22 protein-coding genes are annotated in these 22916 nt (G+C 36.8%); 12 read left to right on the forward strand and 10 right to left on the reverse strand.

The window, feature by feature from the left end:
• Nucleotides 1–38 precede the first annotated feature (38 nt).
• The 5 genes from AC4CUY_RS12695 to AC4CUY_RS12715 form a co-directional block, all read right to left on the reverse strand.
• Complete coding sequence (locus AC4CUY_RS12695; RefSeq protein ID WP_419359552.1) at nucleotides 39–467, reverse strand: BLUF domain-containing protein; 429 nt, start codon at nucleotides 465–467, stop codon at nucleotides 39–41.
• Nucleotides 468–787: 320 nt separating this feature from the next.
• A complete protein-coding gene (locus AC4CUY_RS12700; protein ID WP_336954457.1) occupies nucleotides 788–1522 on the reverse strand; it encodes a proteasome-type protease in 735 nt (244 codons plus the stop codon).
• A gap of 74 nt (nucleotides 1523–1596) precedes the next feature.
• A complete protein-coding gene (locus AC4CUY_RS12705) occupies nucleotides 1597–2376 on the reverse strand; it encodes a transglutaminase family protein (RefSeq protein ID WP_483770890.1) in 780 nt (259 codons plus the stop codon).
• On the reverse strand, nucleotides 2373–2981 hold the full coding sequence (locus tag AC4CUY_RS12710) for an alpha-E domain-containing protein (protein ID WP_336954455.1): 609 nt from the start codon (nucleotides 2979–2981) through the stop codon (nucleotides 2373–2375). Before AC4CUY_RS12710 ends, AC4CUY_RS12705 begins: the two co-directional genes overlap by 4 nt.
• 39 nt (nucleotides 2982–3020) lie before the next feature.
• The gene (locus AC4CUY_RS12715) at nucleotides 3021–4622 is read right to left on the reverse strand and encodes a circularly permuted type 2 ATP-grasp protein (RefSeq protein ID WP_483770889.1); all 1602 of its coding nucleotides are present in this window, start codon (nucleotides 4620–4622) and stop codon (nucleotides 3021–3023) included.
• Nucleotides 4623–4931: 309 nt separating this feature from the next.
• On the opposite strand from AC4CUY_RS12715, the gene AC4CUY_RS12720 reads away from it, so the two are divergent.
• Nucleotides 4932–5927: a helix-turn-helix transcriptional regulator gene (locus AC4CUY_RS12720; RefSeq protein WP_336954453.1), complete on the forward strand. Its 996-nt coding sequence runs from the start codon at nucleotides 4932–4934 to the stop codon at nucleotides 5925–5927.
• A 465-nt stretch (nucleotides 5928–6392) separates the two neighbouring features.
• Here AC4CUY_RS12720 and mnmG read toward each other — a convergent pair whose 3' ends face one another.
• Nucleotides 6393–8273: a tRNA uridine-5-carboxymethylaminomethyl(34) synthesis enzyme MnmG gene (gene mnmG, locus AC4CUY_RS12725; protein ID WP_336954452.1), complete on the reverse strand. Its 1881-nt coding sequence runs from the start codon at nucleotides 8271–8273 to the stop codon at nucleotides 6393–6395.
• Nucleotides 8274–8532: 259 nt separating this feature from the next.
• On the opposite strand from mnmG, the gene AC4CUY_RS12730 reads away from it, so the two are divergent.
• The 7 genes from AC4CUY_RS12730 to purD all read left to right on the forward strand — a co-directional run bounded on the left by AC4CUY_RS12730 (nucleotide 8533) and on the right by purD (nucleotide 15789).
• Nucleotides 8533–8955 (forward strand): hypothetical protein, encoded by a 423-nt coding sequence (locus AC4CUY_RS12730; RefSeq protein ID WP_336954482.1) that lies wholly within the window; start codon nucleotides 8533–8535, stop codon nucleotides 8953–8955.
• 305 nt (nucleotides 8956–9260) lie between these two features.
• Nucleotides 9261–10136, forward strand: coding sequence for a bile acid:sodium symporter family protein (locus AC4CUY_RS12735; RefSeq protein ID WP_336954451.1), 876 nt, complete (start codon nucleotides 9261–9263; stop codon nucleotides 10134–10136).
• Nucleotides 10137–10263: 127 nt separating this feature from the next.
• On the forward strand, nucleotides 10264–11166 hold the full coding sequence (gene prmA / locus AC4CUY_RS12740; protein ID WP_336954450.1) for a 50S ribosomal protein L11 methyltransferase: 903 nt from the start codon (nucleotides 10264–10266) through the stop codon (nucleotides 11164–11166).
• A 21-nt stretch (nucleotides 11167–11187) separates the two neighbouring features.
• Entirely contained in the window at nucleotides 11188–12048 is an 861-nt protein-coding gene (locus tag AC4CUY_RS12745) for a zinc-ribbon and DUF3426 domain-containing protein (protein ID WP_336954448.1), read from the forward strand.
• A gap of 375 nt (nucleotides 12049–12423) precedes the next feature.
• Nucleotides 12424–12693 (forward strand): DNA-binding transcriptional regulator Fis, encoded by a 270-nt coding sequence (gene fis, locus AC4CUY_RS12750; protein ID WP_001086304.1) that lies wholly within the window; start codon nucleotides 12424–12426, stop codon nucleotides 12691–12693.
• Between the two features lie 94 nt (nucleotides 12694–12787).
• The gene (purH, locus tag AC4CUY_RS12755) at nucleotides 12788–14362 is read left to right on the forward strand and encodes a bifunctional phosphoribosylaminoimidazolecarboxamide formyltransferase/IMP cyclohydrolase (RefSeq protein ID WP_419327760.1); all 1575 of its coding nucleotides are present in this window, start codon (nucleotides 12788–12790) and stop codon (nucleotides 14360–14362) included.
• 143 nt (nucleotides 14363–14505) lie between these two features.
• Nucleotides 14506–15789: a phosphoribosylamine--glycine ligase gene (gene purD, locus AC4CUY_RS12760; protein WP_336954445.1), complete on the forward strand. Its 1284-nt coding sequence runs from the start codon at nucleotides 14506–14508 to the stop codon at nucleotides 15787–15789.
• A gap of 132 nt (nucleotides 15790–15921) precedes the next feature.
• On the opposite strand, the gene AC4CUY_RS12765 is transcribed toward purD, so the two are convergent.
• The 4 genes from AC4CUY_RS12765 to AC4CUY_RS12780 all read right to left on the reverse strand — a co-directional run bounded on the left by AC4CUY_RS12765 (nucleotide 15922) and on the right by AC4CUY_RS12780 (nucleotide 18693).
• Nucleotides 15922–16341, reverse strand: a complete 420-nt coding sequence (locus AC4CUY_RS12765) for a hypothetical protein (RefSeq protein ID WP_419327759.1) — start codon at nucleotides 16339–16341, stop codon at nucleotides 15922–15924.
• Between the two features lies 1 nt (nucleotide 16342).
• Nucleotides 16343–17161: a hypothetical protein gene (locus AC4CUY_RS12770; protein WP_483770884.1), complete on the reverse strand. Its 819-nt coding sequence runs from the start codon at nucleotides 17159–17161 to the stop codon at nucleotides 16343–16345.
• A gap of 3 nt (nucleotides 17162–17164) precedes the next feature.
• On the reverse strand, nucleotides 17165–17719 hold the full coding sequence (locus AC4CUY_RS12775) for a PAAR domain-containing protein (RefSeq protein WP_490774211.1): 555 nt from the start codon (nucleotides 17717–17719) through the stop codon (nucleotides 17165–17167).
• 326 nt (nucleotides 17720–18045) lie between these two features.
• Nucleotides 18046–18693: an RBBP9/YdeN family alpha/beta hydrolase gene (locus AC4CUY_RS12780; protein WP_490774212.1), complete on the reverse strand. Its 648-nt coding sequence runs from the start codon at nucleotides 18691–18693 to the stop codon at nucleotides 18046–18048.
• 560 nt (nucleotides 18694–19253) lie between these two features.
• Between AC4CUY_RS12780 and AC4CUY_RS12785 the strand changes: the two genes are divergently transcribed.
• The 4 genes from AC4CUY_RS12785 (at nucleotide 19254) to AC4CUY_RS12800 (ending at nucleotide 22776) form a co-directional block, all read left to right on the forward strand.
• Entirely contained in the window at nucleotides 19254–20126 is an 873-nt protein-coding gene (locus AC4CUY_RS12785) for a MetQ/NlpA family ABC transporter substrate-binding protein (protein ID WP_056511959.1), read from the forward strand.
• A gap of 113 nt (nucleotides 20127–20239) precedes the next feature.
• Nucleotides 20240–21265, forward strand: coding sequence for a methionine ABC transporter ATP-binding protein (locus AC4CUY_RS12790; RefSeq protein WP_336954443.1), 1026 nt, complete (start codon nucleotides 20240–20242; stop codon nucleotides 21263–21265).
• On the forward strand, nucleotides 21262–21957 hold the full coding sequence (locus AC4CUY_RS12795) for a methionine ABC transporter permease (protein ID WP_004719300.1): 696 nt from the start codon (nucleotides 21262–21264) through the stop codon (nucleotides 21955–21957). The genes AC4CUY_RS12790 and AC4CUY_RS12795 overlap by 4 nt, the downstream gene beginning before the upstream one ends.
• 201 nt (nucleotides 21958–22158) lie before the next feature.
• Nucleotides 22159–22776: a hypothetical protein gene (locus AC4CUY_RS12800; RefSeq protein ID WP_490774213.1), complete on the forward strand. Its 618-nt coding sequence runs from the start codon at nucleotides 22159–22161 to the stop codon at nucleotides 22774–22776.
• The last annotated feature ends 140 nt before the right edge of the window (nucleotides 22777–22916 follow it).

Below are 22916 nucleotides of genomic sequence, written 5' to 3' on the forward strand. Positions count from 1 at the left end.
AGCCATCGCTTGGATTTTTTTGAATCGATTTTATGACTTTATACAAACTCTTCTGGCTGCTCAATCTCATAGAGTAATTTGAGCAATGTCGGAATATCCTGCTCATCTAAATTCAATGGGCGAAAGTATTTATAACCCTTACTCTCAAAGTATTGTTGAATTTTGCCATTTCGTCTAACGTATTTCATAGACCATTGTGAAAAATGCCCCTGCTTAACGTGACCCGCTCTAAATAACTTAATTTGATGATGTCTTGGATCTTTATACAATTTTTCAAGCACGTGTAAGATAATCATTTCATCGCCTTCTAGGCATTGAAAAAAGTGTTCATCCGCAAAATATAAGACGCCTTGAATTTGATGAAGTATATTAAAATCTCTCGCTTCACCTAAAATATCTCTTAAATCATTGAGTATTTGATGAGGTGGTGATGTCGTTTTACTTGCATAGCATAATTGAAAAGTCATGTAATTCTTCTATTTTTTAACTTTCATTATTTATAAACAATTATTTACGAATATACAAGTCTTAACTTTTATAATTAAAGTGCTTATCGACTTTTCTATATTTATATTTGCAATATCTCTATACAGTAATTCATCTATTATTTTAAAAATTTATTCAATATGCATCCATCATTAAAAACACACAAAATATTTTCAGCTTATTCTATTTATCCAGTGAAAATATTAAAACAGAAACTTATGAAATTAATTTTTTATGATCTACTTATTATTTCTACAGTTAAAAAAGCGAGATTACACCCGCTTTGAATCACATCATAAAATTATTCAAAATAATCATGGGTCGGTTTGGGTAAATCTTGCAAACCTTTCTTTAACATTTCAGACCATTGTTTACTGATGTGCTGAAAATAAGGATCACTGTCTGTAATACGCTTACCTTTTGGCACCTCTAGACTGTCTTTAAGATAAATCATCGCATCTAATGGCATACCAACCGATACATTTGAACGTAAAGTCGAATCAAATGAGATTAAACTACAACGTAGAGCTTCATCTAAGGGCATATCATAGCTCAACGCACGATCTAAAATTGGTTTACCATATTTACTTTCCCCAATTTGGAAATAAGGCGTATCACTGGTTGCAGAAATAAAATTACCTTGCGGATAAATATTATAAAGCTGTATTTCCTCGCCACGGATCTGACCACCAACCAATAAACTACAATAATAGTTACTTTGCTCTTGAGTATCCTCAGTAACATCAGCAATAACTTTACGCAGAGTTTGTCCGACTAAACCTGCAACCTCAAACATTGTGTTCACACTATACAAGTTGGGTTCTTGCTTGAGTGCCAAATGATTTTCTAAATGTCCAATTACTGCTTGTGTTGTTGCAAGATTGCCTGAAGTTTGAATACATATAAACCGTTCACCTTTTACCCCAAACGTATAAAGTTTTCGATATACAGAAATGTGATCAACTCCAGCATTGGTTCGCGTATCACTAATAAATACTAAACCTTGTTTGAGTCTTAAAGCACAGCAATACGTCATGGAACTACCTATACAACTAAAATTTGAGAGTAATCAGATTCTGCAATTATTCACACTATTTACCACTGCCACCATTAACATGCAAGTACTTGAACAATAGAGTACATGGTTTCAGTTCCACCTTGCTCTCTCACCCCTCGGACTGGTGCAACATCCCAATAGTCCCTTCCAATTGCCACATAGACGTGTGATTCTGGTCGAAACAATTGATTACTGACATCAATAACATGCCATTTGCCCTCTAAAAACACTTCAGTCCATGCATGACTCGCCAAATGCGATTGATTATTTACATATAAATAACCAGAGACATAGCGAGCTGGTACCCCCAAGGCTTTCGCCATCGCAATTAAGACGTGACTATGATCTTGACATACTCCTTGTTGTGCTGAAAAAGACTCCATTGCAGTGTGGGTTACTGTCGTACTTGCACTGATATAAGGCATATGTTGCAACAAAGCTTCTGCTAATTTTTGGAAATCTATCCATCGCTTATGCGTTATATAGTGTTCTGCAAAAGCTATCATTTCAGTATTGCACAATGTTGCAGAGGTTGGTTGTAAAAAAACCACAGGTGATACTTTATCTTCTATGCCAAATTGATTATCTACATTAATGTCAACAATCCCTTGGGCCATAATGGACATTTGTTGATAAGGTTCAATTTGTGAACTGGTCAACCAAACATTATCAAAGGCGTCTTTTTTGATTTGTTTTTCACCGGGGACGCTGACATGCCAACCTGTCACTTGTTGATGAAAATTAGACTGTGGCGTCATCTTGATATACTGAATACTATTTTTTGCCCATTCAGAATACTGATAATGGGTTTGGTGATTAATCATTAACTTCATAAGCGATCCAATTCAAATAACGAGTCAATATGATCACTAAAATGATAATAATTCATTCGGTCAGGTTGATTTTTTAGCTCTTGCCAAACCTCAGGCAAACTACACATACCATGCTGGTCTAAACGATCAATTAAATGGTTTAATTGTGTCAAGGTGACTGATTTATCTTGATTAAAGCGTAATTGACGATCAAATTGTTCCATCTTTTGCCCTAAACTAAAAAATAGAAATAACAATTCATCATCTTCTGCCTCTAAAACATCATTACATTCTTCACAAACATCACAAATGAAACCTGCATTTTGCTCTGCTTGTTGTAATAACTGATTTAATTCAGCAAAAGACTGTGCTGATATCACTCCACGTAAATCATGAATATTATTTTTGGCACATAAAAAATACTGATGAAATGATGCAGGTTGCTCATTGTCTAAAATCAATTCATTTAAAGAACTTGCATCAAATGCAGGTAAACAAAAAGCATGCGCATAGTCTAAAGCCAATTCATTGGTTTTAAATGGGAATTGACTACATAAATATTGAATACGGGTTAAATAGCGTCCTAACCAAAATATATTCTGTGCATTAGTACTGAGTAAAATCATGTTTGCTCTCCTTTGGCTGGGATTGGTATGAAGGTGGGGTTATATTGAATATTCATCAATTACCCATGTATCCTTGATTCCACCACCTTGTGATGAGTTGACGACCAGTGAGCCTTGTTGCATCGCAACACGAGTCAAGCCACCTGGAACAATTTCTATGCGTTCTGGTGAGCTGAGAATAAATGGTCGTAAATCAATATGACGTTCTGCAATTCCTTGGGAAGTTAGTGTTGGTGCAACAGATAAATTTAAGGTGGGTTGAGCGATATACGCTGAGGGTGAAGCCATTAGCTTCATTTTAAATAAATCAATTTCTTGTTCAGTTGCTTTAGGACCGATGAGCATCCCATAACCACCTGAACCTTGAGCCTCTTTTACCACCAATTGATCCAAATTTGCCAAAACATAATCCAAAGCTTCAACTTCACGACATTGATAAGTAGGTACATTGGACAAAATTGGCTTTTCATTTAAATAATAGGCAATCATTTGATCCACATATGGATAAATCGACTTATCATCTGCAACACCTGTACCAGGAGCATTAGCAATCACCACATTTCCACTTAAATAAGCAGACATTAACCCTGCCACACCTAAAGTACTATCAGGCCTGAAGCTTAATGGGTCTAAAAAACCATCATCCAAACGTCTATAAATTACATCAACCTGCTGACGACCACGGATGGTTTTCACATAAACCTTGTCGTTTTCAACAAAAAGGTCACGCGATGTCACCAATGGAACACCCATTTCCCTTGCTAAAAATGAATGTTCATAATATGCACTGTTATAACGCCCGGGGGTTAAAACCACGATGATTGGGCAATCTACCTTTGAGTTTTCAGCCAAAATCTCACGCAACAATTGCGGATATTGCCCAATATCAGCAACATGTTGATTACATAATTCAGGCATGAGTTTTTCGCTCATCTTACGGCTTTCAAGCATATATGACACACCTGAAGGCGTACGTAGATTATCTTCTAGGACAAAAAATTCACCTTTGCAATCCCGTACAATATCGATTCCACTGATTTGACTGTAAATATTTCCATTCAAACGATGATTCATCATCACTGGTTGATAAGCTTCATGCGATAGTACTTGTACTGCTGGAATTAAGCCTTCTTTTAAAATATTTTGTTGATTATAGATATCAGCTAAAAATAAATTTAACGCTTGAATACGCTGCGCACAGCCTGCTGCAATTTTATTCCACTGTTGTTTGGCAATCACACGCGGAATTAAGTCAAATGGTATGGTGCGATCAATTCCCGATGTTTCACCATAAACCGCAAAAGTAATTCCTTGATATAAAAAATGCGCTTTAGCTGTTTCATTGAGTTTTTCAAGTTGGTAAATACTGTGTTGAGATAACCAATCTTCAATTTTTTCAGCAGTTTCAGGAGAAAGAACGTGATCGTCTGTCATTTCATTAAAAAAAACCGAATTCATCTGTTTAAGTAAATGATGTGAGGCTTGTTGTGCATCGATATTTAGATGAATGGCCTGTTGAATATTTCCTATCTGTTGTTGATTCGTCATTTCATTTTTTACTTCTGCCTCAGCAACTGGCAAAGCGAAGCGATCTGCATAATTCTCATTGCTTGAATTTGTATCCATGTTTTCTTTTAGCATACAAACCTCTTTTTATCTTATCTAATGGCTTCTTTAATAATGCAATATCGATGCCAAAATATTATTAAATCGCCGTATTCAGTATTCTTCGCTGTACAATTAAATCTTTTTGGCTCAATTTTATTAATTCATTGTTTGCCATAGCACTCAATGTGAGTTTTGATCGAACTTGTTTCAAAATTTTTTAGCTAATATTTTCAACACCTAAGCAACTACTCACAGGATATAACTTGCAGAATCAGTTTTAATTTTCTATTGTGTAGCTGATTTATTTCCCTTAAACATTCACGATTCCATTGATACCAAACCATGTCTGCACAAGAAAAAGAAACCTCCAATAGCCTCTATCGCCAGTGGCAAATCCTGTCCCGACTCTCTACAGGGAAGTGGATGGGTACACGTGAATTACAAGAAGTTTTAGAACGTGAAGGGATCGAAATCAGCTTACGTACGATTCAGCGTGATCTAAATCAGATTGCTCAACGCTTTCCTATCGAGAGTAACAAAACAGTACCACAAGGCTGGCGTTGGCGTTCAGATGCCCCGATCCAAAGTCTGCCGCATATGACCAGCTCGCAAGCAGTCACGTTTATGATGGTTGAAGAACATTTAAAACACCTGCTACCTCCAAGTTTAATTGATGAAATGAACCCTTGGTTCGATTTGGCACGGCGTAGTCTTTCTACGCAGAACAATGTTCGACAATGGATTAACCGAGTTCGAATTGTGCCTGCAAGCCAACCAGTGATCCCACCTTTGGTGGAAAGACATGCACAGCAAGCCATTTATGAAGGACTGCTACAAGATAAACAAATTGAATGTGTCTACCGCGCACGTGGTTATCAAGGTGAAGAGAAAACTTATATTCTGAATCCTTTAGGTTTGGTTCAAAAAGGTGCAATTATTTATTTGATTTGTACGCGTCATGACAAGACAGAAGTTCAGACCTTTGCATTACATCGCTTTAGATCTGCAACTGTTTTAGATTTACGTGCTTTACACCCTGTCAAATTCGATATCGATGAATATATCGATTCTGGTGCGCTAGGCTTTAGAGTCGACTTTTCTCGGCCAACTAAAAATGTTGAATTAAAATTAGTCATGCACGAAGATGATGCACAGTACTTCACGGAAAGCCAACTCAGTAAAGAACAAAAAGTGGAACAACTGAACGAAGAACTGTATCAAGTCAGTGCTGTGGTTCCTTTTACCTCACAACTGGTATGGTGGTTAAGAAGTTTTGGTAAAAAGATAGTCCGAATTGAGCCTGTTGAAGTGTTCAATGCTGTACATGAAATTGAATAATCTAACAACTTCACCTAAGCCAATATAATTAAAATAAAAAGAGCCTTTCGGCTCTTTGATTTATTGTTTTGATTGTTATTTTTAAATTTTATTGTTTTTGCGCAGATATTAAACCCATGTCACATTTTTACATGTCCACAAGACATGGGATTTATTGGAGTATGTTAAACATCACATGTTACAGCACGCAAGTTCAGCACTATTGTAGCGGATTGATTTCATTGTCATGGCGTTCACCTCTTGTTTGAATGTAAGTTGACTATAGCGATGATTTTGCAAACTGAAAAATAATTAAAACAGCTTTGTTTTTCATCAATTCTGTTTAGGATTTATTTTTATAAAGTTAGATTGGATCTGTGTATTTAAAATATGCCTTTAAAGATAAATCACAAATTGTGCCCTAACGAAGATAAGCTCGAGACAATAAAAAACCCGCATATAGCGGGTTTTTTACAATTCACCACCTTAAGCTGATTTTCTCGCTTGGTTATTTTTACGAATTGTAATCATCACCAATTGAACAGCAGCAGGTGTTACACCTGGAATACGGCTGGCTTGTGCCAATGTTTCAGGTAATACATTTTTCAATTTCATCGTGATTTCACGAGAAAGCCCTGAAACGATATCATAATCAAAATCAGCAGGAATTTTGGTATCTTCCAAACGCTTCATTTGTGCAACATCTTCTTGCTGACGGTTAATATAACCTTCGTATTTCACAGCAATTTCAATCTGCTCACCTACAAATGCAGATACTTCAGAAGCAGTTAATTCAGCAATTTGTGAAAAGTTGATGTTTGGACGTTTAAGTAAATCGATCGCAGAACATTCTTTAGAAAGATCAGCGCCGGTCAACTCAACGAATCTTTTCCCCATTGGATTGTTTGGTGCAGCCCAAAGGTGTTGTAAACGACCTGTTTCTTTTTCAACTGCTTCCATTTTTTCACAATAAGAAGCCCAACGCTCATCATCAACCAAGCCCATTTCACGGCCAATTGCTGTTAAACGTTGATCAGCATTATCTTCACGAAGCATCAAACGATATTCCGCACGAGAAGTAAACATACGATACGGTTCTTTGGTCCCTAAGGTAATCAAGTCATCAACAAGAACACCCATATACGCTTCATCACGTTTAGGCGTCCATTGCTCTTGATCCCATGCACGACGTGCAGCATTTAAGCCCGCCAATAAACCTTGTGCACCAGCTTCTTCATAACCTGTTGTACCGTTAATTTGACCTGCAAAATACAAGTTATTAATCGATTTGGTTTCAAGTGAGAATTTCAAAGACTGTGGATTGAAATAATCATATTCGATCGCATAGCCAGGACGAAGAATGTGTGCATTCTCCATACCCCGGATTGAGCGCACCAACTCAAACTGCACATCAAATGGTAAAGATGTTGAAATACCATTTGGATAAAGCTCGTGAGTATCCAGCCCTTCTGGCTCAAGGAATACCTGATGCGAATCTTTATCCGCAAATTTATGAATTTTATCTTCAATCGATGGGCAATAACGTGGACCTACACCTTCAATCACGCCTGTATACATTGGCGAACGATCTAAACCACCCCGAATAATCTCATGAGTACGCGCATTGGTATGTGTGATATAGCAATTTACTTGCTCTGGATGCATCGAAGCATCCCCCATAAATGACATGGTCGGTGATGGGAAATCACCCGGTTGCGGAATCATTACAGAAAAATCGACAGAACGCGCATCAATACGTGGTGGAGTCCCTGTTTTTAAACGACCTACTGGTAGATTTAATTCACGTAAACGAGCCGCTAAGGAAATTGATGGCGGATCGCCAGCTCGACCACCTGACGAATTATTTAGACCAACATGAATCACGCCACCTAAGAATGTGCCTGTGGTTAACACCACAGTTTTCGCATCAAAGCGAATACCCATCTGGGTCACTACACCTTTAACTGTATCACCTTCAACAATTAAGTCATCTGCAGATTGTTGAAAAATATCTAAATTCGCTTGATTTTCCAGTGTATGACGAATCGCAGCTTTATAGCGGATACGGTCAGCTTGTGCACGGGTTGCACGTACAGCTGCGCCTTTACGCGAGTTCAAAATACGAAATTGAATACCGCCCTTATCCGCCGCCAATGCCATTGCACCGCCTAAAGCATCAATTTCACGGACAAGGTGAGATTTACCAATACCACCAATGGCTGGGTTACAGCTCATCTGCCCTAAAGTCTCAATGTTATGAGTCAAAAGCAGAGTCTGTCGACCCATACGCGCTGCAGCGAGTGCCGCTTCCGTACCTGCGTGACCGCCACCGATAACAATGACATCGTAAACTTTAGGATAATGCATAGTGATTAATGAGAGATAAAAGAATGACAGAAAATTATAGCAAATTTTTACTTCTAGTTTTAGGCAGTTTTACAAATATTATTCCCCTCAATCATGCATATGAACGATTAAACATCTCTTATACATAGGCAACATAAATTGACACTTCGTTTCATGACTGCCCTACAAATAGAATTTAACTTATCAAAAACTCACGATACGATAGATATTACACGGACAAATTATTTTTTTCGAGACTTTATATATAAGGAATATCATGATGAAAAATACCATGTCTAAAGTAATTACAGCATCTTTACTCAGTTGTGTTGCATTTAGTTTTGCCCATGCTGCTGATGAAAACACCAGCAAAGCTGAAGTGAAAAAGCAAATTCAGGTATGTGCCAAGAAAAAACAAGGAGACTGGGTGACCTATGCCAATAAAGGGGTAACTTTTAATGGTACTTGTGAACCAAATGAAAATGGTAAATTACAATTTAGCTTCCCTGCACCTGCAGGTGGCAACCCGACTGCCGCTGCAGCAGCGCCTGAACCGGCCATTGAAAACCGCCCAGCTGTAGAACAATCTGCTCCAGCGAGTGCAGATGTACCAGCAACAAATGAGGCATCTCAAGCTGAACAACCAGCAATGGAGCAACCTAGTCAAGCTGCTCCGAGCGAAGATCCGATCCAAGCTCAATGATATCTTTTGAGCATAAATACATGTTTTTATAAATAGCATGTGTAAAAAAGGTGATCCATTTAAAAATGGGTCACCTTTTTTTATTTCGAGTACACAGACTTTCTTGATATAACAACCATATGCTTTACATCTGCTACGAAAGAATTGTTATTGGGTATATGAACAGATATTCATAACTTATTTTTCTAAGAAGATTTCCGAGTCATAGAATTTATTTTTCAATTTCACACCTTTCGATTACACTCAAATTGAGTACGGAATATTCACATATTTAATTAATGTAAAACAACAAAAAGGATCACACTATGGATTCAGGGATTATTACCATAATGCTTCCCCTCGCCCTCGCCATCATTATGATTGGACTTGGTTTAGAGCTTACACCAAAAGATTTTGCGCGAGTTTCTAAACACCCTAAAGCCGTATTGATTGCGTTGTTCTGTCAGCTAGTGCTTTTGGTCGGTATTGCTTTTATTATTTGTAAAGTACTTGCACTCCCACCTTTGCTTGCCGTTGGTTTAATGTTACTTGCTGCTTCACCAGGAGGTAGTACTGCCAATCTATTTAGTTATTTGTTTAAAGGTGATATTGCGCTCAATATTACCTTAACTGCAATTAACTCGGTCATTGCTGCCTTTACCTTGCCTTTAATCGTAAACTTTTCTATACAATACTTTATGAATGATGGTCAACAAATCACCATGCAATTCAGTAAAATACTGCAAGTTTTTGCAATAATTTTAATTCCTGTGTGTATTGGCATGCTCATTCGAAATTATGCGCCACACTTTACTGAAAAATTAAGTAAACCTTTGCGAATTTTCTCAGTGGTTTTTTTAATTCTCATTATTATTGGAGCAATCACCAAAGAACGTACGCATATCATGGAGTACCTGACGCAGGTTGGTCTAGCCACGGTGATTTTCTGTATTTGTAGTCTAGTTATTGGTTACTTTGTGCCAAGATTACTGGGTATTAATAGCGCCCAAGCACGTGCATGCGCATTTGAGATCGGAATTCATAATAGTACCTTAGCTATGACTATTGCTTTGACTGTAATCGCAAATTCTACTGTTGCAATGCCTGCCGCGGTTTACTCAATCTTTATGTATATTTTCGCTGCTATTTTTGGTGCGTTAATTTCAAGACATGCAGCAACTGAAACTGAACCTGCGATATAAAGCCATCATGTGCTTCAACTAAAATGGATGCTTAAGCATCCATTTTTTATTTTGCTACTGAATGTAAGCGTAACTTCTAAGTTTGGGCTACAATACTGCCTTTAAGAAAACGATTTAGGTCTTTGCCGTGAAGTGGTTACAAATTCATATTACTGTAGAACAAGCTCAAGTTGATTTTACTGAAACCTTGTTAAGTTCTTTAGGCGCAGTCAGCGTGACATTAGATGATGCTGAAAACCAAGACTTGCTTGAACCACTCCCTGGCGAAACTCCGCTATGGAATAAAGTGATTGTTACTGGAATCTACGCGCAAGAAGAAGGCGAAGACATTGATGTAACAGCACTAGAAACATTTATTCGCACCCAACTCCCAACTGAACCGATGCGCAGTGAATTTCTTGAAGACCAAGTATGGGAACGTTCTTGGATGGATTACTATGAACCAATTCAAATTGGTGAAAAGTATTGGATCGTACCTGAATGGATAGAACCACCAGAAGCGGATGCAGTCAATATTAAACTTGACCCAGGCTTAGCATTTGGTACGGGTAACCATGCATCTACTTTCCTTTGTCTACAATGGTTAGGCAAAACCGATGTTAAAGATAAAGTCGTGATTGATTATGGTTGTGGTTCAGGCATCCTAGGTGTTGCAGCACTGCTTTTAGGTGCAAAGAAAGTCTATGCAACAGATATCGACCCACAAGCTGTCTTGGCGACCAAGCAAAATGCTGAGCTGAATGGTGTTCTTGAAAATCTTTATGTTGGATTACCTGAAGAGTTCAATGCAGAATTTAAAAACCAACAGGCCGATATTTTAGTTGCAAATATTCTTGCAGGCCCTCTTATGTCACTTGCTGAAGAATTCTCAACTTTGATTAAATCTGAGGGAGAGTTCGCACTTGCCGGCGTAATTGAAGAGCAAGTTACTGATGTTTCTAGTATTTATTCTGAATTTTTTGATATAGTAGAAGTCGAGAAACGTGAAGAAACCTGGTGCAGAATTTCTGGGTCACGTAAGGCTGTTTAATCTATGAAAATATAAGTATTTATGACTGAAAAACAAACCCGATGCCCAAATTGTGCTTCAATTTATAAAGTATCAGTTACGCAACTCACCGTTGCGCAGGGTATGGTTTGTTGTCCAAAATGTTCACATAATTTTAATGCATTAATTCATCTACAAAACAGCCAGCCTACTCAACCAAGGGGCAATCCTGATACGCCAGTGCAGAATGAGGTACAAAACCTCATGACGACGAAACGTCAAATAGAAACCAATGTCTTAGATATTTTTAATCGTAAAATTGAAAACTCCAATATTGATTTAAGAACTTATTTAAATAATTTGAATTATTTTAACAATGAACCAGTCAACAACATTCCCAGCTTAAATCTATCACAAGGTTTAAATAACCACGGGCAACATTTGATCAAAACAAAAAGTAAGTTTTACTATCTGGCGTGGAGCATGATTAATCTTGCCCTACTCAGCATTTTATTATTTCAAATCCTTTGGTTTAATCCAAACTTAACTGATCGTTATCCGTTTTTGAATACTGTCTTTACTCAAACCTGTGCCATCTTACAGTGTGATACTGTTGATCAACGCTATAAACAAATTGTGATTAGTCACCTTAAAGTTAAAGCACTTGATAGACAGGAGACTCAATTTTCAGGTCAACTCAATAACCAATATTCTAAAAGCTTAGAATTACCCCTAATAAGAGTAACTTTAAAAACTCAAAATAAGGTCATAGCTACGCATGTGATTACACCTGAGCAATATCTGATTGAAAGTTTAGTTGGAATTAAGCGTATTCCTCAAAATAGCCCATATCCTTTTAAATTTGTTGTTACAGAGCCAAGAAAAAGTTTTGATCAGTACCAATTAGACATTATTCACCCTTAAAATTAAAAAAAATTATAAAAAAATGAAAAAAAATGTAGTTTTCTTGCTCATTTTTTCTTAGACAATGGTATCATACGCGCCACGAAAGCTTTGTCCTGCAAACTCCTCGCATTTTTTCAAAAAAAATACTGTTTTGTTATGTGCTTTATATCCAATATCGCGCAAGTAGAACATTTTTTTGTTTAAAAGAGTGTTGTAACAAATATTAATCTATTGTTACGCTTATTTTTCACTCAACTCGACGATTTGTGGCAAGCTAATTGTTCTTGTTTTAGAGCCAACCGTTTTAGGATCTAAAACGGAGCTCAGATTTTTTTAGACCACATTTATATATTACTTTACCCAAGTAATATTTTGATTTTCGGATTAACTCGCATGAATAGCAAATCTCCTATTTTTACTGCACAATCTGACGTCGCTCTTCGTATTCACGTAGATCGCGCAGTTCGTCACTATTTTGCACAATTGCAAGGTGAGCAACCATCACAAGTGTACGACATGGTGCTAGCAGAAATGGAGAAACCTCTTTTATCTGTTGTCTTAGAATACACACGCGGGAATCAGACTCGCGCTGCTGAGATTCTCGGACTGAACCGTGGCACTTTACGCAAAAAGTTAAAAGCTCACGGTTTAATGAGTGAATAAATGATAAAATGCTCACGGCTTGCGTGGGCATTTTTTTTACCTATATTTTGCCTACCTGTTCAATCTCTAGACTTAAAAACTGTTGACGAAGATCATGACTATTAAACGCGCTTTAATCTCTGTTTCTGATAAAACCGGGATCGTTGAATTTGCCCAGAACCTTGTTGCTCTTGGGGTGGAAATTTTATCTACTGGCGGTACATATAAGTTGCTTAAAGACAACAATGTGGCTGTAGTTGAAGTTTCAGAGCACACAGGCTTCCCAGAAATGATGGATGGTCGTGTAAAAACACTGCATCCTAAAATTCATGGAGGCATTTTGGCTCGTCGTGGTCTAGACGAAGCTGTCATGGCTGAACACAACATCGATGCAATCGATCTTGTTGTCGTAAACCTTTATCCTTTTGCTGCTACTGTTGCTAAACCAGACTGCTCGCTTGCAGATGCAATTGAAAATATTGACATTGGTGGCCCAACAATGGTTCGTGCAGCTGCGAAGAACCATGCTTCTGTGGGGATCATCGTAAATGCGACTGATTATAAAACTGTAATTGCAGAACTTAAAGCGGATGGTGCTTTATCTTATGCGACTCGTTTCGATTTAGCGGTTAAAGCATTTGAACATACTGCCCAGTATGACGGCATGATTGCTTCTTACCTCGGTGCACGTGTTGGTAAAGAAGAAGGTCAAGCTGACAAATTTGCCCGTACTTTCAATACCCAGTTAAATAAAGTACAAGATCTTCGTTATGGTGAAAATCCACATCAATCCGCTGCTTTCTATGTAGAATCGACTGCAACTGAAGCATCGGTTTCAACTGCTAAGCAGTTACAAGGTAAAGAACTTTCTTATAACAATATCGCGGATACAGATGCAGCACTTGAATGTGTCAAATCATTTGCAAAACCAGCGTGTGTCATCGTTAAACATGCAAATCCATGTGGTGTTGCAGTATCGTTAGATGGTCTTAAGGCTGCATACGATCTTGCTTATGCAACTGATCCAGAATCAGCATTTGGTGGCATCATTGCATTTAACCGTGAGTTAGATGTTGCTACAGCTCAAGCAATTGTTGACCGTCAATTTGTTGAAGTGATTATTGCACCAAGTATTGCCGATGGTGTACTTGAAGTGACTGGCGCAAAGAAAAACGTTCGTGTACTGGTATGTGGCGAACTTCCTAAAATTGATGAACGTGCTTCACAATACGATTATAAACGTGTCAATGGCGGTTTATTGGTTCAAGACCAAGACCTCGGTATGATCACCAAAGATGATCTTAAAGTAGTAACTAAGCGTGCTCCTACTGAAGCAGAAATTGATGATTTAATCTTTGCTTGGAAAGTTGCCAAATACGTTAAATCCAATGCTATTGTTTATGCTAAAGGCCGTCAAACCATTGGTGTCGGTGCTGGCCAAATGAGCCGTGTAAACTCTGCACGTATCGCAGCGATCAAAGCTGAACATGCAGGTTTAGTGGTTGAAGGTGCTGTTATGGCATCTGATGCATTCTTCCCATTCCGTGATGGCATTGATAATGCTGCAAAAGCAGGTATCAAATGTATTATCCAACCGGGTGGTTCAATGCGTGATGAAGAAACAATTGCAGCAGCAGATGAAGCTGGTATTGCAATGGTCTTCACGGGTATGCGTCATTTCCGTCACTAATTCACCATAAATCATTATTTAAAAATCCCCCTAAGTCCCTCTTTCATAAGAGGGACTTGTCACGAACTACAGGACTCTTTAAATTCGTGATACCCCATCCTGTATAAAGGGAGGTTGGGAGGGATTAAAAAAGGATACATAAGATGAACATATTAGTTTTGGGTAGTGGTGGTCGTGAACATGCATTGGCATGGAAAATTGCGCAAGACGATCAAGTCACTAAAGTTTTTGTTGCACCAGGAAATGCGGGTACAGCAACTGAACATAAATGTGAAAATGTTGCTTTAGATATTCTCAACAACCCTGCCATTATCGACTTTGCAAAAAATAATGCCGTTGATCTCATTATTGTTGGTCCTGAAGCACCGCTTGTAAATGGGGTAGTTGATGCAGGACGAGCAGCTGGCCTTAAAATTTGGGGGCCAACCCAATTTGCAGCACAACTTGAAGGCTCTAAAGCTTTCGCCAAACACTTTTTAAAACGTCATCACATTCCTACAGCATTCTATGATGTATTCACCGAAGTGGAAACAGCCAAAGCATTCGTAGAAAAAAATGGCGCACCAATTGTAATTAAGGCAGACGGCCTTGCTGCGGGTAAAGGCGTCATTGTAGCGATGACCAATCAAGAAGCGTTTGATGCAATTGATGACATGCTTGCAGGCAATAAATTTGGTGATGCAGGTTCGCGTGTTGTTATTGAAGAATTCCTTGATGGTGAGGAAGCATCTTTCATATGTATGATTGATGGTGACAACATCCTTCCTATGGCAACTTCACAAGACCATAAACGTATTTTTGAAGCTGACCAAGGTCCAAATACGGGTGGTATGGGTGCATATTCCCCTGCCCCTGTAGTGACTGCAGATGTTTTTGACAGAGTCATGAAAGAAGTTATGCGTCCAACCGTAGATGGTATGAAAGCTGATGGTCATACTTACACTGGTTTCTTGTATGCTGGCTTGATGATTGATGAGCAAGGGCAACCTCGTGTCATTGAGTTTAACTGCCGCTTTGGTGACCCTGAAACTCAACCGATCATGATGCGCTTAAAATCTTCTTTGGTTGATTTAGTAGAAGCTGGTATTGCAGGTAACTTACCCGCTGAAGCTGAATGGGATGAGCGTAAAACTGTTGGTATTGTGCTTGCATCTAAAGGCTATCCTGAAACTTCGAGCAAAGATGACGTGATTTTGGGTTTAGATACCCAAATGACAGATGCTAAAGTTTTCCATGCAGGTACAGCAAATAATGCCAATGGTGATGTAGTGACTGCTGGCGGTCGTGTACTTTGCGTTACAGCGTTAGGCAACACAATTGGTGAAGCGCAAGCAAAAGCCTTGGAACTTTGCCAAAGAGTGACTTTTGATGGTGTCCAATACCGCAAAGATATTGGTTACCGTGCGATTGCTCGTGAAAATGCTTAAACTCGATTGATTTGTAAAACCCGCTTAGGCGGGTTTTTTATTTGGTAAATCTCCAACGACAAACAGATCAAAAATTTACGTTTAAATAAAGATTATAAAACTCATATCTTCGTACATACATATTAGGTTTTTTCAGGTACAGCTTTTAGATGAATCACGTTGAGATAAGTTTAATTTTACTGAGTCTGCAAAAATACAAGAATAATTCCTGAAATTATATTCTTGTACAGATGAAGTATTATCTAATTCAATTGAAATATCTGACTGTATAAACCCTTCTCCAACCTCTTTTTTAAATTCATTCAAATCTGAGCAAAAAAGGTACTCTTTAGTGTTTTTATCAACCTGCAAATTTCCACTCACAACATCACCCAAAGAATTCCGAACCTCCAGAAATAACCAATTTATATGATTTGCTTTCTCCACTACTCTATTCTTTACAGCACATATTTTTTTGTTCACTATCTTATATTCAAAGTTATCTTCATATTTTTTCTTACAACCATTTAGCAAGAGTAATACAATAGATAAAAATAATGCTGTTTTTTTCATTTTATCTCACTATAAAATATAAATTAGAAGCTATAGTCATTGGATTATCTAATAGAGTCCCCTTGAGCTTAAAGTCTTTAGGATTATTCATTATTGGTAGCATTAAGTCCTGAATATATTGCCTCCAAAATGGATTAGAATATTTTCTCCAATATGAACTAAAATTAGCCTCATTAAAACCTGATAGAATTCTAAAATAGTCAGAAACGATAGTTGCTTGTTGCTCAAAATTAAAATCATTAAATTTTGAGCCATATTTTAATTGATATGAATATGCATCATAAATACTATCAGGAATCAGCCTATCTAAAGGTTGTAAAATGATACCTCTTTTACTCAGATTAAGCCCTTTTTGGTATTGCCACACATGTGTCATTTCATGAATAAACGTCATTCTTGATACTATTGTTAAATCACGGCCATTACCAACATTTGTATTACCTTTAAACTTTGGATTAGAAAAATCAGACTGGTATACATCCGAACCCGTTAAATTATCAGGGTAATGAGGACTTCCATATGGTGTAACAGGAACATCCTGTTTGGGTAAAATTGCACTATTAATAACTTTGACATTTTTATAGTTGATTGAGTCACGAAAGATCTTTTGACATATTGCTATCTCACCTGATGTTAAAGACCGATAATTTTTAGACTTATCTTCTCTAATAATTATTTTAGAGTCTGCAATTGTATTTGTTATAAGATTATCTGTGATAAATCTAATTACTGACTTACCTGAAGGTATTTCAGGCATATTAGGTAATTTAAATCCAGGAACTTCGGGCAAATGTAAATCAGGGACAATTTTAAAATCCATACTCTATTCCCCGCAAAAACAAGATTCAGTCCAACTACTATTGACGATTAAATCAACAGAAATAATTTTTACAGCACCATTTGTTTTCAACCTTTTTGTATTACCTTTATCATCAGTAATACCTTTACAAGTTGAGCCATCATCAAAAGTAACTAAATATTCAAGATTGGCATAAGGCTCACCATTTATATCTTGCAATTGTAACTGTTCATCATAAGTATTTTTCTGATATTCAATAAAATTATTTTTCATTAAAGGTGCTGTCACTGCATTACTCATTTCAACACTAGCCCCATTACTCATAACAGCAAGATCTGAAATTTTTAAATATTTTGAACCGCAAGTTGAACTATCACCATCAGCTACAGCACTCTTACCACTAACAATCACAAAACCTTGATTAGAAGCAATAGCCTTAGATTGAACTTTACATTTTGGACAAAAGTGTGTCATACCATCTAGATGCACTGCTTTACCTTCCACAAGAAAAGAAACATCACCTAAAATTATGACTCCGCCATGATCAGTCTTACAACCAACTGTAATTAATGCTTTCATTATTATTTTCTAATTTAATCTTGATTAAAGAATGTTCGATTTAAACATAACAATTTAAAAAAATGAATAGTTTTTATTACAAAAAATCTAATAAAAACAATAAATAAAATGAAAAATCAATAAATTAAATCAACCACAACCAATAAATCAACTTTGCCTTTTATTCAAAAATCCTCTTAGTCAATTCTTCTTTCCACTATCTCAAAACAACTAAACAGTATGAGTTCAGCAAAAAACGCTTGTAATTGTAAAGTATCAGTCGCCTTTACGATTATTCATAGAAAAGCTTAATCCAACTTAATTTATAATAAAGATGTTGTAAAAATTTAGTTTGAATCATAAGAACTCTCAACCTCATCAACACCACCAATGATCATTTGAAGCCAATCTAATAATTGAGGAAATTCCCGATATCCATCACTGGCTAGAAAATGTCCAGCATTGGGAATAATCTCATATGGAAACTCCAGTTTTTCTGCCAACGAGATACTTAAATCAGTTGGAACATATTGATCATTACTCGATATAAACATTTTTCGATTTAATATTTTATTTTTAAAAGAAAAATCCTTATTCGTTTCAGTGATATATGAATCTAGTTGAGGTAGTACTACCAATTTATTCGAAAATCCCGATACACAGACAACACCACCTATCTGTTGAAAATCCAATTCAGACAGGAAATCAAGCAGCGTAATACCCCCCAAACTATGCGCAACAAAAAATGTATGTTGATCAATTTGAGCAATATTATTTTTTAAGGTTTGCTTCCACTGTAAAAGCTTTGGATTGTTAGAGTTCGGCAATGCGATCTTTACAACTCTAGTATTTTCATCTTGTAAATTTTCCTCAAGATAATCAAACCAATGATCATCCACCTTTGCACCATAGCCATGAATAATATAAACATTATTTTGAGCATATGCAGCATTTAGAAATAACAAACTGCTTAAAAAAAAGATGATTAATTTCATTTATTGATCTCTTTGATGTACATAAGATCTTCATGCTAAAGTATGACAGTAGTGTCAATGTCAATAACTGTTTGAATAAAATCCCCCTATTTCGCCTAACAATTTGAAATAACGCTTATCAGAGCACTGCTATAGATGCAGATCTAAGATTATTTTACTTATTTAAAAAAAAGATAATAAATCCTAAAAAATTTATATATTATGAATAAGTATAAAATTTAATCATTTATCGTTTAGCATTCAACAAAAGCATTTGTTTTCTTTATTAAATTAATAAAAACATTGATATTCATGCAACGACATCACCACCCAATGTCAACACGCAGCCACTATGTATAATTTTCATTTATTGATATGATAAACAAATCTTTAGAGTTTGTTTTAAACAATTAAAATTCTTTTAAAACAGGCTGCTAATCCTCAAATGTAAAGAATATAGATAGCGCAATCAGACAAGTACGTCACCGCATTATTTATTTTCAAAATGTTAAAAATTCGATTTAAATGATCGAGAATGCAAAGGACAAAATTCTACTGCATTTGCTACTTAGGACTTATTCATGAAAAAGCTGTTTGGCGTTTTACTTAGCGCGTCTGTGCTCACTCTTTCTGCTTGTGGAAAACAAGAAGCTCCAAAAAATGATGCTGCCCAAGCAGATGCAGGTAAAGAACAAGTCGTTACCATGGCTTCTACAGGTTCAGATGCAGATATTTGGCGCTATATCGCAACATTACCAGAAACAAAACAAGCTGGAATTAAATTAGAAGTTAAAAACTTCACTGACTATGTTGCAATGAATACAGCTGTGGCAAACAAAGAAGTCGATATCAATGCATTCCAATCTTATGCATATCTTGTTGCTTTCAATCAATCAAACAAAGAAAAAATTGCACCAATCTCTACAACATATTTAGAGCCAATGGGTATTTATTCTAGTAAAGTTAAAAAAGTTGAAGAATTTGCCAATGGTGCAACTATTGCTATTCCAAATGATGGCGCAAATGAATCGCGCGCATTGTTACTTTTACAATCTGCTGGTCTCATCAAATTAAAAGATGGTTTTGATTTAGTCAAAGGTACACCTGCTGATATTACTGAAAATGCAAAGAAAATTGTCATCAAACCAATTCAAATGGCGACTGCGGTACGTGCTAAAGATGAAGTTGATGCAATTGTTTTAGGCAATACTTTAGCAATGGAAGGTGGTTTAAACGTGCTTAAAGATTCAGTTTATTATGAGCCAGTTGACCAAACAACCAAAATGAATGTCAACGTACTTGCTGTTGCAGATGCACGTAAAGACGATGCCCTCTTGAAAAAAGTGGGTGAGTTATATCATGTTCCTGCTGTAGGTAAATATGTTCAAGAACACTTCGGTGGAACTAAAGTTGATGTGAATAAACCTGTAAGCTATCTTACAGAATCAAAATAGTTTTATAATGGATCAGGTCAATTGACCATTCTTTTATGAAAGGTCTATAGGCCCTCATAAAACAGGCAAAGTGAATTTGCCTGTTTTTTCTTTTTGCTATAGTTTTTGACGATATGATTGAATTTAAAAACATTTCAAAACACTATGAATTGAAAGGTCAAACCATACGTGCACTGGATCAGATTAATCTTGAGATTCCAGCGGGCAGTATTTTTGGCATTATCGGCTATAGTGGTGCAGGTAAAAGTACCTTAATCCGTTTGATTAACTTGCTTGAGCGTCCTAACCAAGGACAAGTCATCATTAATCAAAAAGACTTTACGGCACTTGATGCACGTGCATTACGTCAAGAACGTGCAAATATAGGCATGATTTTTCAGCATTTCAATTTGCTACAAACCAAAACTGTAGCTGACAATATTGAAATGCCGTTAAAATTGCTTGGTGTCAGTAAAGACCAACGTGAAAAACGTTTAAATGAGTTACTTGAGTTCATTGATCTAAAGCATAAAAAAGATGCTTTTCCAGACGAACTCTCGGGAGGACAAAAGCAACGTGTCGGTATCGCACGCGCCTTGGCCAACCACCCCAAAATTTTACTTTGTGATGAAGCAACCTCTGCACTTGATCCACAAACCACGAAATCTGTTCTCGCTTTGCTTAAAAAGATTAATCAAGAGCAAGGGATTACCATTGTCATGGTTACGCATGAAATGGATGTGATCGAATCTGTTTGTGATTTTGTTGCCGTCATGGAACAAGGCAAAGTGATTGAAACAGGTTCTACCTTAGAAATTTTTAGTCAACCGCAACACCCCACGACTAAAAACTTTATTCAAACCGTTTTACAGCAACAACTCCCTGTTAATATCTTAAACAATCTCGAAAATCAAAATCATAAAAGTATTTATAGTCTGCAATTTTTGGGTACTTCAGCGCAAGAAACTGTGGTACAAGCAGCAATTAAGCAATTTGATGTCAGCTTAAATATTTTATTTGCCAATATGACTGAAATTAATGGTTCAGTGATCGGTCAAATGTTTATACAACTTTTGGGAGATACCGAAAGCATTCGCCAAACCATAAATTTCTTTGAAAAAAATGGGGTCAAGGTGGAACAGTCAGGAGTTAGACTATGAGAGAACTCATTGTACAATGGCTCACTACGCTCACAGCACCATTTTGGAAAAGCTCTTTAAGCATTGACCAGTTTGTTACAGCGATGCAAGAAACCATCCAAATGGTCATTTTTGCAATGCTGTTTGGTACCATTTGGGGCTTTGTTCAAGCAATTACCTTGCTGGTTACTCGCCCTAATGGCATTTTACCCAATCGCGCTGTTTATCAGATTTTAAATCCTATCGTCAATGCGCTACGTTCCCTACCCTTCATTATCCTGTTGATTGCGGTTTTCCCACTCACCAAAGCGATCGTGGGTACAACTATTGGTACTTGGGCAGCGATTGTACCGTTGACCATTTATGTTGGTCCTTATATTGGTCGTCTTGTAGAAACATCATTGCTTGAAGTGAATGAAGGGATTATTGAGTCTGCACAAGCAATGGGTGCATCGCCTTGGCAGATTATTTTTAAATTTATTATCCCTGAATCTCGTAGCTCACTCATCCTGAGCCTTACCACAGCAACCATTAGCTTGATTGGTGCAACAGCGATGGCGGGTGCTGTAGGCGCTGGTGGTATTGGTGATTTAGCAATTTCTTATGGTTATCAACGTTTCGATCAAAGTGTGGTTTATCTCACTGTGATTGTCTTATTGATCCTTGTACAAATTGTACAGAGTCTTGGAAATTGGTTATCTAAGCTTCGATAATCTTTGCATCTCATTTTCAATTCTTCTTACTTCTAAAATCATACCCTCCTTGTTGAGGGTATTTTTTATTTCTTGAGTTAGCTACAGATATAAATACTTATAAAATTTATAGATCCTTTTTAATTCTACTCATTTGATCATCTGCTCCTTATCAATCCTTCAGAACTAATTAAGTTATAGAAAACTTAAGAAATATTTGAAATGAATAATTTTACTCAAACAATCGCCTCACTACTCCTTATGCTACCTATTTGTAGTTTTGCGCAAGCTTCAGACGATTACACCACCACAGTAAAAGTCAATGGTGTAGAGCTCAATCAAGCGCTAAGTGCAACGCAAATTGAAAAATTGCTCGGAAACACCTCTCAAAAAACTATAAAAGCATTTTCTGAATGTAGTGGGAACTATGAATATTCAAGCTCTACTGCATCAGGGAAAAAACTGATGTTTGAAATTTATAGTGAAGACAATCCACAGATTAAGTCTAACTCCTTCTATAAAACCAAAAATAATTTTCAACAACTTGGCACAACCAAAGGACGAGTTTGGCTTTCTTGGACAAATGCACCAGCAATCACAGATACAATCCTGATTAACAATAAACCCATCACTAATCTATATAGCATCAATCAATTTAAAAAAGACTTCCCAAACAGCGCCAAAACTGGCACCAGTGTTTTAATTTTAACGGCATCGGAAGCCAAAGAGTTTTTAAAAAATCCTGCTGAGTTTGAAGCGGGCTATCTCGCCTACGTCAATTTTATTTTTAAAAATGGCAAACTAAGCAAATTAGAAATCAACCAAGGGATGGCCTGTTAAGTTTTATTGAGAATAGCATATTGATCTATATGCTATTCTCTAAAAGAATAACCTACCATATGACTTGTTTGTTTAAGCAAATAACATGTCGCACTATCGAATTACATATGTTTTCACATAAAAAAGACTGTAATCAGCTT

The organism is Acinetobacter sp. 778_lipA (assembly GCF_058242985.1).